Here is a 14,186-nt window from a genome sequence, read left to right as displayed (position 1 = left end):
GGGAATGAATCCGTCAGCTAGGTGGTCATTCTAGGATTTTTTTTGCTGACGGTTTTGGTGCTGGTGACGGAGAAGAGTCAGGAATGTGGGGAAGGTAAATCCGGTTTGCCTTTCCTCCGATCCCGCATAAGACTTCATAGGGAATCGTTTTTAACCATCCGGCATGATCTTCGGCTGTTATTTCCCGCGTTCCCTGTTTTCCTAATAGCATGACCTCGTCTCCAACAGTTGGATGGGGGATGTCCGTGACATCCACCATCATCATATCCATGCAAATTTTTCCAATAATTGGGGCCGCTTCTCCCTTGAGTAGGACATGCCCGACGCCGGTGAGATGACGGGGAAATCCGTGGGTATAACCCACCGGCAGGACGGCGATTTGAGATGGTCTCCGTGTGCGGAACAAAGCATTATATCCCACAATTTCGCCCGGCTGAAGTGAGCGGAGATGGGCCACGTATGTGGTGGCTTGCATTACCGGTTCAAGCGGGAGGGACTGTGGCGAACTCTCCTGCCGCGGTGCGTATCCATATAACATTAATCCAGGTCTGACCATGCCCAAATGGGCAGTGGGATGAAAGAGGATTCCTGCGCTATTGGCCATATGAAGAATGGGTTTTTGGATCCCCAATTGCTTTGCCTGGTCGATAAATGCCAGAAATGATTGGATTTGCCTATTGGTTAATGTGGGGTCATGATTGTCGGCATCAGCAAAATGGCTCAGGAGGCCCTGTATTTCAATGAGAGGAGTTGAGAGTGATAGTCCGGTGAGTAGAGAGAGGGCTTGATCAGTTTCGAAGCCGAGTCGGTGTAATCCTGTGTCGACTTTGAGGTGAATGGGAAAGGGGGTGGCCCGAGGAGAAAGTAGCTCCAGAAGTTGTTGAACAATTTCGGCCCGTGAAATCACCGGTGTTAGCTGATGCCGAATAATTTCGGGTAGATGTTCCGGTAGCAGTGGTCCCATGACCAGGATGGGGCAGCGGATGTGGTGTTCTCGAAGGACTATGCCTTCCATGACCGATGCGACGCCAAATCCAAAGATGCCCAGGTGTTCCAGGGTTTGAGCTACAGGGATTGCCCCATGGCCATAGGCATCGGCTTTAATGACGGCCAGAACTTTTGTCGACGAAGTGATCGATTGCCGGATTTGTTGGAAATTTCTGGTTAGCGCATCAAGACGGATAGAAACGGTGATCGGAGGCGGAAGGTGTCGAAGGTCGGAAGGTGAAGGTGGCCTGATCGGTATCACAAATATTCCTCAGATCGCGAGTATTTCCTCCTCCTTTTTCTTGGTGAGGTCATCGACGGCTTGTATGAATTTGTCTGTGAGTTTTTGGATCTCCGTTTCAAGCCGGCCCTTGGCATCTTCTGTCAGTGAGCTTTCTTTGTGAAGGTGTTTGAGTTCGTCATTGCCCTCACGACGAAATCCACGAATCTGTACTTTGGTCTCTTCCCCATATTTTTTACTGAGTTTGACTAAATCCTTCCGTCGTTCTTCGCTCAATGGGGGAATGGGGAGCCGAATGAGTTTTCCGTCATTGGAGGGAGTGAGTCCCAATTCCGAACTAATGATGGCACGTTCAATTTCCCGGATTTGGGAGGTATCCCAGGGTTGAATGGTGATCATACGGCTCTCAGGAATCGCGAGGTTGGCAACCTGCTTGAGGGGAGTTGGCGTCCCGTAATAATCAACGGTAATATGGTCGAGTAGTCCTAATGAAGCACGACCGGTTCGGAGAGACGTGAATTCTCTCTTGAGGTGCTCGATGGCTCCCTCCATTCGCTGAGTAGTTTTAAGAATGGTTGGATCGTTCATGATCATTCCCCACGTTAAGTGACAAGTGCATTTTTGGAGACAATGGTGCCGATCGGTTCTCCCTCAAGGATTTTTCTGATGTTTCCTGAGGACGTCAGATTGAAGACAATGATAGGCAGATCGTTATCCATGCACAGCGTGATGGCTGTAGCGTCCATGACTTTCAGGCTTTTATTGAGCACCGATAAAAATGGTAATTCCGTAAAGCGTTTTGCCGTGGGTGTCGTCATCGGGTCCGCGTCGTAGATTCCATCAACCTTCGTGCCTTTCATGATCACATCCGCACCAATTTCCATGGCTCGGAGTGCGGCGGCCGTGTCGGTGGTAAAGTATGGATTGCCGGTGCCAGCGGCGAAAATCACCACACGTTTTTTTTCCAAATGCCGAATAGCCCGACGACGAATGTAGCTTTCGGCTAACTGACGCATCTCAATGGCCGATAAGACCCTGGTGGGGACGTCTTTTTTCTCTAACGCATTTTGCAAAGCCAGAGCATTCAACATGGTCGCGAGCATGCCCATATAATCGGCCGAAGCTCGTTCCATGCCAGAGGCACTCGCAGCGAGGCCTCTGAAAATGTTGCCACCTCCAATCACAATGGCGATTTCCACCTTCATGGTCAGGACGTCGGCAATTTCGTCTGCGAGGTTATGTAAAACGGAAGGCTGAATGCCGTAGGTTTGTTCCCCAGCAAGCATTTCTCCACTGATCTTTAAGAGAACCCGGCGATATTTGAGCGACATTAGTCCTGGCCGAGTTGGTAGCGCGTAAAGCGACTGATCGTGAGGTTTTCCCCTAATTTTGCGATTTTCTGCGAAAGGAGATCTTGGATGCTGATGCTGGGATCCTTAATGAAGCCTTGTTCCAGGAGGCATTGTTCCTGAAAGTATTTTTCCAATTTCCCTTTGATGATTTTTTCCCAACTCGCTTCGGGTTTGCCCGATTCCTTTATCTGCGCGAGATAGATATTTTTTTCCCGTTCAATCAAGTCAGCCGGAACGTCTTCACGTTTAATATACAAAGGATGGGAGGCCGCGATTTGTAGAGCCACTTCTTTGACGAACGCTTGAAATTCTTCATTTCGTGCAACAAAGTCTGTTTCACAATTGACTTCGATCAGGACTCCGATTTTTGATCCTGAATGAATATAGGAGGAGATAATGCCCTCTTTGGTTTCTCGTCCTGCCTTTTTTTGCGCAGCAGCCAACCCTTTTTGGCGCAACAGATCGATGGCTTTTTCAACATTATTTTCTGTGTCTTGAAGGGCTTTTTGACAATCAAGGATTCCTGCCCCTGTTTTGCCTCGCAACTCCTTCACCAAGGCACTCAAGCTAGACATATGCATGCTCTCCTACTGAGTATTGTATTATAAATTTCGGTTCAAATTGATGAACCCGGGATCCTTAGACAGGCTGGGAATTCTGGTTTGCCGCAACGGATGGTTGACCTTGTTCAGGGTTGTCTGGAAGGAACCCCTCGCCATTTGCGACTGACTCCTGTCGCTTCCGGCGAATTTCAGTACCTTCGATGCAAGCGTCGGCAATTTGTCCCGTGAATAATTTGAGGGATCGAATAGCATCGTCATTCCCAGGAATAGGAAAGTCTACGCCTTCAGGGTCACAGTTGGTGTCCACGAGGGCAATAACCGGAATGCCAAGACGATTGGCTTCCTTGACCGTAATATGTTGGATACGGGTGTCTAAGATATAAATGCACCCAGGAATATCGTTCATGCCTTTGATGCCGCTCAAATATTTTTCAAGTTTGGCTTGCTCTTTTTTCATACGAACGATTTCTTTTTTCTTCAGTCGTTCATATGTGCCGTCGGTTTCTGCTGCTTCGAGTTTTTTTAGTTGATTGATGCTGCGACGGAGGGTCTGGAAATTCGTCAACATGCCACCCAGCCATCGCTGGTTGACAAAAAACATTCCACAACGATTGGCTTCTTCCTCCACAATGCCCATGGCTTGCCGCTTCGTCCCCACGAATAAGACGGATTCCCCTGCAGCCACCGTATCTCGGGTAAATTCGTAGGCTTTTTGGAAACATTGAAGAGAAATTTGGAGGTCAATAATATAAATGCCGTTTTTTTCCCCAAAGATATAGCGTTTCATCTTCGGGTTCCACCGATTTGTTTGATGCCCGAAGTGAACCCCAGCTTCTAATAACGATTTAATCGTGACCATAACGGACCTTCCCACCCCCTTTCAGAGATATACTGATTTAACACGAAACAGTGGATTTTTTAACGAAATTCAAAACAGTAATTTGGCTCAAATGGGACCGGCAGGAGACAATAAAGGCGGATTGTCTTATCAGGCAGGCTGTTCCAAGTGAAGAGACATTCATGCAATTTAATTGATGCTTAATAATTTTCCATTAAACCAAACGAGGTTAGCATAGGTGGAAATTCTAATTCAACCCTGATTATCTTTTAATAGGTATGCGACGGGAGCTTGGCCCTCGGCGGGCATCGTAGAATATAAGGAAGGACATGTAAAAAATCTTTTTGAATCAATGCAATTTTTGACTCCATGAGTCTTCATGGCTATAGTCAAACCGGTTTTCAAACATTTTTATGATGAAGGAGTGCGAAGGATGGTTGAAGTACCTCTGAAATTGTATGTGCAAGCGCTTCTGAAGGGAGCGAAGGAAGTTGCTCGCCCCATGGCCTGCATATCTCCTAGTGCGAAAAATCAGGCGTTACTGGCGATGGCCGAGAGTTTAGTCGATCATACTCAGGAAATTTTAGAGGCCAATGCAAAAGATTTGGCTGGCATTTCCAAGGCAACTGATCAACAAGCCCATCGTGAGGCGTCAGAACGGATTCGAATTTCAGAAGACACGATTCACCTTATGCAGCAACGGTTGTTAGATTTACAGGCTCTTCCTGATCCAATCGGAGAAGTGAGTCATGCCTGGCTGACTACTGATGGCATGCAGGTTCATACGGTACGTTCCCCCCTGGGTATTGTGGCGGTGGTGTCGGATATGGGTCCTCTGGTGACAGTTGAGTCGTTTGGGATGTGCATGAAGACCAATAATGTCTGCGTTTTTCGTGGGGGAACCGAGTGGTTTCATACGAATGGTGCAATTGTTCACTATCTCCAGAAGGCTGCGGTTTCCAATGGGGTCCCCGAAGGGGGATTAACGTTTCTCGACCGGAGTTCCCCGGAGGCAGCCCTGGAAATGGTGCGATATCCTCAATACGTTCAAGCTGTGATTACCCGAGGGAGCGCTGGTTTGCGCAATGGAATCATGGAGCAGTCCAGAGTTCCTGTCATTGGCTTTGAGGGAGGTCTGTGTCATGTGTATGTTGATCAGGATGTTGATCTTCCCCTAGCACAAACGATTGCAGTCAATGCCAAACTTCAATCGCCATTCGAAGCGAATTCTATGGACACCCTTCTGGTGCATCAGGGCGTTTCTCGGCATTTATTGCCAGGATTAACACGAAGACTTCTTCAGGAATTTCGGGTGACCTTGCATGGCTGTCCTAAAACGGTTTCCATGTTGGGTGTTTTGGAAATGAGCGGGCATTTAGGGATTAAGGTGGCGGAGGAAACCGACTGGGGGAAAAAATATCAATCCTTGACCCTGAATATTAAAGTGGTGAAGGATAGTCAGGAGGCCATCGATCATATTGGGACCTATGCCCCAGGACATACGGATACGATTGTGACCCGGGATTATCAGCTGGCCATGCGCTTTGTCCGAGAGGTTGATTCGAGCGCCGTTATGGTAAATGCTTCGACCCGCCTTCATGGAGGACCTCAGTTCGGTCTTGGTCCGGATATCGGGAGTAATAGCACTCGAATGCAAGGGCGAGGTCCTCTTATTCTCTCCAAGCTCACGATTGAAAAATATATGGTATTGGGAACTGGACAACTCCAACAGCCACACCCAGTACCTCAGGCCTACCAGGATGCGATGATGTTATCTGCCAAGTTCTAGTCGGCTTTTTGATGAAATATGCATGGCCGGTACCGGTGTGTTGGCTATGCATATTCCCATGCCTTCGTTAGTCAAATCCCGTTGTTTGCCTTGATCGTTTTTCTCCGTTCCTCCGGTCTGCCATCGTTTCCGGTATTCAATTTTCTTTTGAGTGAATTTCTTACTCGGGTTCATTATGGGATATGAAATGGAAGAAAATACTGAATATCATGCGGAGCTTTTCCCTTATTTGCAGTCTTGGGGGTTGCGAGAATTTCGTGATGAGGCGTCATACTATGGCTGGCAACGGGAGACGCTTTCTAAAGAGGAATTACACGATTTTCAACGATTGATCGAACATCGATACCGTGAAGAAAACGGAAAGGGCGACATTGAGTTTTATGATGGATTGGCACGTCGGGATCTTATGCCCATTTTGTATTCCCAGCGGTTGCAATATTTTTTGACGATAGGAACCGCTGTGTGTCGCCGGATCGCACCGGCTCAACAGGTTTTGGACTATGGTTGTGGGGTTGGCATTCTAACTATATTTTTTGCCCTACAGCATCCTGACGTTGAATTTGTGGGAATCGATCGATCGCCTCGATCGGTTGAAATGGCTTGTCTTGAGGCAGAAAAACGACAAATCAGAAATGTTCGCTTTGAGATCTCTCATGTGCCACCACAACAGATTTCCGGAACTTACGATCTCATTCTTTCGACGCATACGTTGTTTCAAGCGGAACGGGAGCCTGGGCTTCCAAGCCGAACCTGGGAAACGTTTCAACGTGCCAATGACCATCAACGACAGGAGCAGCTGGAAGTTCTGACGGGAGTACAGGGACGTTTGGATGCCTTGATGTTGGTATTAGGGTCGATTGGGAGAATGCTCCTTTTTGAAAAAACCTGGAATCTTGGTCGGCGTATTTTCTTTCAACGTGCGTTAGGTGCCAGAGGCTTGTTTCCCATATCTTCGCCGGTTTTCTGCCGGTATCGGTCAGTGGATGATGAGGTGACCGATGGACCCCTGTATGAGGTTGCCCGGATCACACAGGGTGTGGAGACTCTTGGATGGAATGAGGAACCATATCGGGCATCAGGTGAAACACTCTATCGGTGCATCGGGATTGCTGCCGAAAAGATGGGGCGGGTGTTGGCTACAGATCAAGTGAGTGCCAGTGTTTCGGGTGTTCACTCCAGTATGGGGTCCTGGATGTTTCGCTTCGGACTGTGGAAGGAAATCTTTGCTTGGGGTTTGTGTCAGTATTCCTCCGGTTTGACAGGCCTGGTTATTGGAGCTGGGGCGGATCGGGATCTATTACATCAATTGGTTGAAACTGTTACCTACATAACCGAGTCTGACTTTCAACAGTTGGTTCATGACTTTTGGGGCGGCATGATTCACGCTGGGGAGGATCAATCCGCGCCTTGTTACGAAAATCACCATTCCTCTGCACAAATCATCTACGAAGGACTTCCCTCCAAACACGTTCAACGGGAGTCGACTTTTCAAGATGGTGAGAGAGGGGAAATGCATATCGAGTTGGGGACCACAACCCATCTGACATATCTTTATTTCGCCAATGTTTTCGATCAACGTCAGCTTGTACTTATGGATGAAGGTCGAGCTGAGATTCTAAGTGAACATTATCGAGAGTCCCTCCAGCATCGACACGGTCCACCTGCCTGAGTTCCTTCAATCCGAGTCTTCGGTTGGTTTTTTATGGAGTTTCAATAACCTGTAATTTGCGCTGTTGCGTTTTGGCATAGCAGGCGACTGCTTCATATGTTTTCTGCTGAATGTCTGAGGGAAGGGTTGCCCAATCGGAAGTGAGGCCAACCGTAAGTATGCGGCCATTATCTCTTATTCCCTTAATTCTTCCTATCTGTAAATAATCAAGGAGGACGTCTCCATTGACTTCCCCTGAACAGGCTTGGGCTGTGAAAGTGGTGTTTGTGTTCCGATTCCCATACTCGATTGAGATGGTTACCGACCAGAAGAGAAGGCTTAAGAAGAAAATTATGGCTAATCGCATCTCACTATATCCCAATACTGTGAGGAGTCTGTCTGACCGACTCCTACCGGTAAATACCTCAGAGGGAGGAGGCGAGGAATCACGAAATGACAGCGCACCAGGGTCTGTAGAAGGAGATGGGATTGGAGGAGATCACTAGAGCAGAAAGCCTAAATCAAGGTTATTCAAGAATGGTTTTCTTAAGATGGTCTGGGAAATTTCCGACAAGAAGAGCGAGGCTGTGAAATGCATTCGCTAATGGTTTTATTGACTGCCTTAATCTGTTCTATAGCCGAGAATATTGGGGGTGACCAAACACGATAGAGGGAGGGTCAACCCGCTTTAGGTGAAGAAGGAAGGTCTATGTATTACGGGGGAAGGATGTCTTAGCTAGATGAATGGTGAGACACTTTTGTTTTGGATGTTGCTCGCAACCTGTCTGACGCATTGGTTGACGGTTGTTTTGCTTCTTCGTCGTGTACGTTCGACTGAAAATACCCTGGTATGGAATCTCTTAAGTGTGGCAGTTGGGCTCCTGGCTATTCAGAAGACTTATGGGATAACCATTCCCTACCTTGAACTGAATCCTCCTCCAGTGAATTTTGTGAGTACATGGCTGGGTTTTGTTGTCGCCGGATTATTGTTAGCTGGAATCATGCGGTTGGGTCCCTTTCTGTATCTGCTTGAACGCAATAAGGAGCTATTAGCCGTCATTGAGGAACGAAATGTCATTATTCTGCACTTTTATGAACGTATCGCCCGCGCCTTGCAAAAAATTCAAATGGCTATGGAGGTAGGGCGTCCCACCAACTGCATTATTGATCAAGTGGCCGAAATGTCAGAGATGCTCAAGGGGTTTTTGGAAAATCTCAAGGCCGGAGTTCTGTTGGGGAATAAATTCGAGGTGGCACTCAAGACACTGGTAGAAGATTTGAGTCAAGAAGCTTCATTCCCGATACTGGTCAATGTCGATCCCTCTTGTGAGGATCAACTGTCACGCGAGCAGGGTGCTCAGCTGCTACATATTGTACGAGAGGCCGTTCTAAATAGCATACAATATTCGCACGCGAAGAAGGGACAGGTGTCTGCGAAGATGACGGCTACAGACACGGTTGTGGAGGTGTCAGATAATGGGAAGGGTTTTGAAGTTGATCTTGTCCGGGCTCAAGGACATGGATTAGGAAATATGGTCAATCGGGCAAAGAAGATAGGGGCTCGTTTGAAAATCCACAGTCAACCGTCTAAAGGAACTTCGGTATTCATTGAAGTTCCATTAAATGAAGCGCCGGCTGAGAATCGTCATTCGGCATCACCCGTAGATTCCTCATCGAATGCGACCCAACGCGTTCCGGTCGGATAACTTTTGTGTCCTAATGTGTCCCAACGGGGAAGCGTCGGCTGTTTCCTGGGATCAAGGGAGAGGAAGGGAAATAAGAAACTTGGTGGCGGTGGAGGGATTTGAACCCCCGGCCCGCGGCTTATGAGTCCGCTGCTCTACCACCTGAGCTACACCGCCGAATTTCACCAAGAACGAAAAGATCTATACCATAGCTGAAGAACTTTGGACAATTCTTTTTCTGGAAATGATCAAAATTTTTGGCTGAATTTTTTAGTGGTGGTGCGCAGGATTCAGTGTAGCACCTCCTTTACTTATTCGTTTGAGGACCTGGTAATCGTGGGGATACCTCTAAAGTTGGTGATTTTTAACCTTGAAAGGTTTTTATGACTTTAACGGCTGCTCCAAACATCAAGCACTCCGTTCTGGTTGGGCGACAGGCCATTTTTGATCGTGAAAAAGGTGTTTTTGGCTATGAGCTCTTATATCGAGATGGTGAAGCCAATAGTGCACAAGTGATTGACGGGGATGAGGCTACCGCCAGGGTCATGGTGAATACGTTTTTAGAGATGGGAATTGACCAGATTGCTGGAACGGGTCAGGCGTTCATCAATCTGACAGCGAATTTCTTTTTAAGTCAAAATTATGAAGTCCTGCCAAAGAATAATGTGGTTCTCGAGGTATTGGAGTCCATTGAGCCAACGCCCCTCGTCCTCCAATCTCTTGTCAGGGCTAGGCAACTTGGGTATAAAATCGCGCTGGATGATTTTATCGTGCGGGATTCTCACCGAGCATTATTAGAAGTTACTGACTTTGTGAAAGTGGATATTTTGGCCTTAACGAGTGAACAGCTTCTGGAGCAAATTGATGTGTTGAAGCAATATCCCGTTCGATTGCTTGCAGAAAAAGTTGAAAATCAAGAGGTGTATACGTTCTGTTATGAACAGGGATTTGAATATTTTCAAGGATACTTCTTTTGTAAACCGCAGATCATGGAGGGAGTCAAGCTTTCCGGAAATCGTATGGCGATCGTGCTGTTATTGGCCAAATTGCAAGATCCCGATATTAAAATGGAAGATCTTGAGGCGTTGGTTGAAAATGATCTGTCGCTGAGTCTCAAGCTCCTTCGTTTTGTGAATTCTGCATCTGTGGGCCTTCCTCGAGTAGTCAATTCAATTGGACAAGCCGTTGGGATGGTAGGGACCGAACGTATGCGGCAATGGGCCTCCTTGCTTGTGCTGGCTAATACCGGCGGAAAGCCAAGCGAACTGATGCGCATTGCGCTGATCCGGGGACGAATGTGTCAAGGGTTGAGCCGGCTACAAGGGGAGTCCACAAGCCAAGGCTTTACCATTGGCCTATTTTCTGTATTGGATGCCTACTTTGATTGTGAAATGAAACAACTTCTTGCAGGTCTTCCTCTTGCGTCTGAAGTTCTGCTTGCTCTGACCGAACGGCAGGGATGCTTTGGAGAAATTTTAACCTGCGTGATGTCTTACGAACGAGGAGATTGGGATCAGATTGAGGATAGTCGATTTGAGCCCCACGTAGTACGCCATGAGTATTTTCTCAGTACCGAATGGGCCAATGATGTTATGAAAGCGACTTTAGGGGCGGGGGACGGTATCTAGCGGGAAAGGATACGGGGAAAGGCTTGAAGGCCAGAATTATCCCCTTCGTTTATCGTCCTGTTCTCCTGCAAAATAATTCAAGACACCGACACCCTTTTCACTAAGCTCAATAGGTTTATCATCGGATTCGGGGGCCAGTTGATCATCAGGGAGTTGGGGGTAAATTTTAACACGTAAGCTTTCTTCCAATCCTTCATCTGAAAAATCCATATCATTGAGCAGAGCGTTTAATCGTTGGAAAGCTAAAATGGAACGGGCTTGGGAAAGCCATGTTCCGGAAAATTCCGTATCATTTACTTTGGTAATACTTGTCCAAAACTTGGATTCTTCAGGCTCTGACATACTTCCCTCGACAAATGCTCGCAATTGATCAAGCAACGCTTCCTCTGTTTTTCCCAAGCCATCGTATTCAACCATTGACTTTTCAAAGGGACGCTGGGACAAGAAGTCAAGGGCTTCTTTCCATAGGTTTATGGGTTGCAACGGCTCATCCGGCGCTGAGTGTTTGTCCTGATGCTTTTGTAATTCAGTCAGAAACTGTTGAAGGGCTTTGACCTTTCTGGCAACGAGACTCCCTAAAGGAATTCCCCATATATGGGCAATTTCGTGATCCTGCAATGGGGAATTTCCTGAAACGATGAAATCATTTTGAGCAAATTTCAGGCGACGCCTGAATATCCCACGTCGTCGCAATAAAGACTGGTATTCCAGGACCAATCGTTGTGCCTGATACTCCTTTGTGGACAGTTCCTGATTATCCCATCCACGATCTAATTTTCGGAGTTCCTGGCGAAGTAGGATCGAGGGTGCTTGGGTTTTAGCATCCTGCAAGCCATTCTGAGTCAATCCAAATTCTGATGTGAGTAACCGCTCTGCAATCTGAATGGTTTTATCAAGGATTTTTAATTCTTGAGTCAGGAATTCTATGTGCATTCCTGGGCGCTCACGTTTTTGCCGGTAGTAATCCCTGTACTGGTTCGCACGTGATGTGATATTTCGTTCGGCTTCCAGGGAGAGCGGGTTCCCTTTTGGCTGGTTGCCTGCCTGAAATCGGGAATCGGGTTGATCGTTGACCATATAGGCGATGGATTCAGGACTCAGGTCCAGGTACTGCAACAAAAGAAGTTGCAGCATGGTGCGGCCTTGAGTTGGAAGTGTCTGAATGGCTGACTCGATATGTTCAAAACGTAGAGTTGTAGGCATAAGCATTAATGAACTCAAGTGCAAGAGTTCGGATTTTTCACCTTAAAAGTTTTATGGAGTGCCATTATCAAGAGATTCGAGACATGTGGCTGCGTATTCCCTTAGTTGCTGTACCGTTCCGTTGGCATAGAGTTCTCTGGGGATTTCAATTTTGACCAATTGCGATGGATCAACCCCCCGTTCTGCCGCCCAATCTTCGTCAATAAATAAGGTCACTGCGCCATCTTTGTCTCGGCGCACGAAAAGAACATCTTTTTCCCCTTCCATTCTGACTCTCCAAAAATGAAAATTAGGCTTTGGTTTTCTTGATAACACACCGCTTTGAGACCTGTCAAAATGGGGTCGTGGGCCTAACCAATAATTTCTAAAATCCAAGAAACTTTTAAATTGTTGGATGTCGCAGGTAAGAGGATAAGATAGGTGAAAAAACCAGGTTGCGTGTAGTAGAAATTACCTAGCAAACGGTGTTTGTCATGAACCATCAAATGACCGAATGCTCCGTCCTCCTGTTTTTCTGTCTAGCAGTGATAATTTACGTCCTCAGATTAGGGGACGTATATTGGGAAGCATTTACAGGTACCCTTCGGTAAGGGTACCTGTTTGAAAGAGTTATCCTGGGGTAGTGCCGAGTGGCTGTTCGAACATGCGGTTCGAGATTGATTGAGATAGGTTACCCGCCCACGGTTTCGACAACTTCTTTAAGACTTTTCATTATACAAGTGAAAATTGGGATGTCACGTTTGACGTAACGGCTGCCTTCGGTAGAGCGTAATTCCATGACGAGGTCCAGAAAGTCCTGGGGAGAGTCGGTTTCAAAGGCCACCACAAATTCCTGGTCATCCAAACCAAAGGAATAGGTGGTATTGAGTTTGACCGAGGGGTACTTATGCCCAATTGCAATATGCTCATCCATCATGCCTTGGCGGGCAGCTTTGGTGAGCAGATACCACTCTCTGGTTTTTTCAAATGGATACACAAAGATATATTTCGCACGGCCGGGAGAAATTTTCAATCTTCGACTTTCCTGGCCCTCATGCACATGATGGTCTACGTATATGGATCGTTTCGTCATGGAAAGATAGGAATACGGGGTAGTAAGGTATTGCCCCAAGCCTGTAGCCAAGAGTTTTGAACTCATTTCTTGAAACATTTCCAGGTCATAGCTAATTCGCCACAACAGAAAGTCGCAATCGCCTCGAATGCCTGTTGTGGTGTAAGGCACGACAATGACTTTACCAGTATATTCTTCCGCTGCGCGGACAAATTCTTGTTTGCCCTGGTCCCGCACCTCTTTGGGAAGACGTCTCCATAAAGGGTCGACTTTATAGAAAGCAAAATTGACAAATTGTTGTTTGGCAGCCTCTTCGGCACCGGCCATATTCATACCTCCCCTGAAATGAAAACACGTGTTTTTTTAATCACTTAAAAAAATAGGTCTTAACATCGCTACCGCAATATTGTCAATGCGCACGTTGCGTGATGCCTGTTAAGATCCTTTTGGACACGGAGGAGTGCGGAGTAGGGCCTTAGTCCGGAGGGAGCAACATTTGTAGTTCATGGTTATTGATGCCAATCTTGTTATTTCAACTATTCCTCAAACCTGTGGGGACTATGGGTAGATCGATAAGATGTGCCGGTTTTTTGATGCTTTTTGAAGTGGGATTGGTCATTTTAGCTTCCTCTCCGGTGTGGGGCATTGTTTCAGATCCCTCGCAATCCCAAATTCTTGAAGCCGTTCATATTGGTCAAGAGGGAGCAAGTAGTCGAACTCCACCCAATATATTGTATCGGCATTTCGGTGGGTCTTCTTCTGATGTTCCTCAGGCCCAGGGATTTCTTATGACAAAATTAAATGGAATTGCGGTGTTGTCCTGTCATTTTGCTCTTCGAGGAGAAAATCCCGGCTCAGAGGATATTCAACGAGTCCTGGACGAAAAAGCCTTGCAAGTCGTGGTGGCAATTTTCGGGGATTCACCCACGTTTGCCAATAACAGCTATCTTTTGCTCAAACAAGAAAATCGGTTGATCAAGCCTGATCATATTCGGTTTGATGCCAGAGCTTCCCAGATCAGCCAAAGCCAAGAACTTCCCATATTTCGTGCAAAGATTGTGGCGTCCTTTAACTATGATGCTTTTGATGCCCTGGCTCAGACCACTATCAAGGTTTTCCCTGGAGCGGGAGGCGAAGTGACCTTTGATCTGGATTTTGCTGACATTCCTTGAGGGTCATTGGATGAATAAACAACCGATTG

General features: G+C 46.9%; 14 protein-coding genes and 1 tRNA gene. 5 read left to right on the top strand and 10 right to left on the bottom strand.

The window, feature by feature from the left end:
* Positions 1-25: 25 nt before the first annotated feature.
* From alr to rpsB, 5 genes are all read right to left on the bottom strand, one after another.
* Entirely contained in the window at positions 26-1,249 is a 1,224-nt protein-coding gene (gene alr, locus ACWHYD_RS11075; protein ID WP_447962098.1) for an alanine racemase, read from the bottom strand.
* 9 nt (positions 1,250-1,258) lie between these two features.
* Positions 1,259-1,816: a ribosome recycling factor gene (gene frr, locus ACWHYD_RS11070; protein WP_447962097.1), complete on the bottom strand. Its 558-nt coding sequence runs from the start codon at positions 1,814-1,816 to the stop codon at positions 1,259-1,261.
* A gap of 14 nt (positions 1,817-1,830) precedes the next feature.
* Positions 1,831-2,559 (bottom strand): UMP kinase, encoded by a 729-nt coding sequence (gene pyrH, locus ACWHYD_RS11065; protein ID WP_447962096.1) that lies wholly within the window; start codon positions 2,557-2,559, stop codon positions 1,831-1,833.
* A complete protein-coding gene (tsf, locus tag ACWHYD_RS11060; protein WP_447962095.1) occupies positions 2,559-3,155 on the bottom strand; it encodes a translation elongation factor Ts in 597 nt (198 codons plus the stop codon). The genes pyrH and tsf overlap by 1 nt, the downstream gene beginning before the upstream one ends.
* Positions 3,156-3,219: 64 nt before the next feature.
* On the bottom strand, positions 3,220-4,002 hold the full coding sequence (gene rpsB / locus ACWHYD_RS11055) for a 30S ribosomal protein S2 (protein ID WP_447962094.1): 783 nt from the start codon (positions 4,000-4,002) through the stop codon (positions 3,220-3,222).
* 412 nt (positions 4,003-4,414) lie between these two features.
* Between rpsB and ACWHYD_RS11050 the strand changes: the two genes are divergently transcribed.
* Positions 4,415-5,770, top strand: coding sequence for a glutamate-5-semialdehyde dehydrogenase (locus tag ACWHYD_RS11050; protein ID WP_447962093.1), 1,356 nt, complete (start codon positions 4,415-4,417; stop codon positions 5,768-5,770).
* Between the two features lie 187 nt (positions 5,771-5,957).
* A complete protein-coding gene (locus tag ACWHYD_RS11045; protein WP_447962092.1) occupies positions 5,958-7,439 on the top strand; it encodes a class I SAM-dependent methyltransferase in 1,482 nt (493 codons plus the stop codon).
* Positions 7,440-7,470: 31 nt separating this feature from the next.
* Here the strand turns inward: ACWHYD_RS11045 and ACWHYD_RS11040 are convergent, their stop codons facing one another.
* Complete coding sequence (locus ACWHYD_RS11040; RefSeq protein ID WP_447962091.1) at positions 7,471-7,785, bottom strand: hypothetical protein; 315 nt, start codon at positions 7,783-7,785, stop codon at positions 7,471-7,473.
* Positions 7,786-8,158: 373 nt separating this feature from the next.
* Here ACWHYD_RS11040 and ACWHYD_RS11035 point away from each other — a divergent pair, with 373 nt between their 5' ends.
* On the top strand, positions 8,159-9,124 hold the full coding sequence (locus tag ACWHYD_RS11035; protein ID WP_447962090.1) for a sensor histidine kinase: 966 nt from the start codon (positions 8,159-8,161) through the stop codon (positions 9,122-9,124).
* A gap of 80 nt (positions 9,125-9,204) precedes the next feature.
* On the opposite strand, the gene ACWHYD_RS11030 is transcribed toward ACWHYD_RS11035, so the two are convergent.
* Positions 9,205-9,280, bottom strand: a tRNA-Met gene (locus ACWHYD_RS11030).
* Between the two features lie 206 nt (positions 9,281-9,486).
* On the opposite strand from ACWHYD_RS11030, the gene ACWHYD_RS11025 reads away from it, so the two are divergent.
* The gene (locus ACWHYD_RS11025; RefSeq protein WP_447962089.1) at positions 9,487-10,731 is read left to right on the top strand and encodes an EAL and HDOD domain-containing protein; all 1,245 of its coding nucleotides are present in this window, start codon (positions 9,487-9,489) and stop codon (positions 10,729-10,731) included.
* A gap of 36 nt (positions 10,732-10,767) precedes the next feature.
* Here ACWHYD_RS11025 and ACWHYD_RS11020 read toward each other — a convergent pair whose 3' ends face one another.
* The 3 genes from ACWHYD_RS11020 to ACWHYD_RS11010 all read right to left on the bottom strand — a co-directional run bounded on the left by ACWHYD_RS11020 (position 10,768) and on the right by ACWHYD_RS11010 (position 13,312).
* Positions 10,768-11,934, bottom strand: coding sequence for a hypothetical protein (locus ACWHYD_RS11020; protein WP_447962088.1), 1,167 nt, complete (start codon positions 11,932-11,934; stop codon positions 10,768-10,770).
* Between the two features lie 51 nt (positions 11,935-11,985).
* Positions 11,986-12,201 carry a hypothetical protein gene (locus ACWHYD_RS11015; RefSeq protein WP_447962087.1) on the bottom strand — a complete coding sequence of 72 codons (216 nt, stop codon included), beginning with the start codon at positions 12,199-12,201 and terminating at the stop codon, positions 11,986-11,988.
* Positions 12,202-12,604: 403 nt separating this feature from the next.
* Complete coding sequence (locus tag ACWHYD_RS11010) at positions 12,605-13,312, bottom strand: chlorite dismutase family protein (protein WP_447962086.1); 708 nt, start codon at positions 13,310-13,312, stop codon at positions 12,605-12,607.
* 266 nt (positions 13,313-13,578) lie between these two features.
* Here ACWHYD_RS11010 and ACWHYD_RS11005 point away from each other — a divergent pair, with 266 nt between their 5' ends.
* Positions 13,579-14,157: a hypothetical protein gene (locus ACWHYD_RS11005; protein ID WP_447962085.1), complete on the top strand. Its 579-nt coding sequence runs from the start codon at positions 13,579-13,581 to the stop codon at positions 14,155-14,157.
* Positions 14,158-14,186: the final 29 nt, after the last annotated feature.

Source organism: Nitrospira sp. Ecomares 2.1 (genome assembly GCF_965152585.1).
The sequence above is the reverse complement of the archived record's forward strand: the minus strand, read 5'-3'. Positions and strand labels throughout refer to the sequence as shown.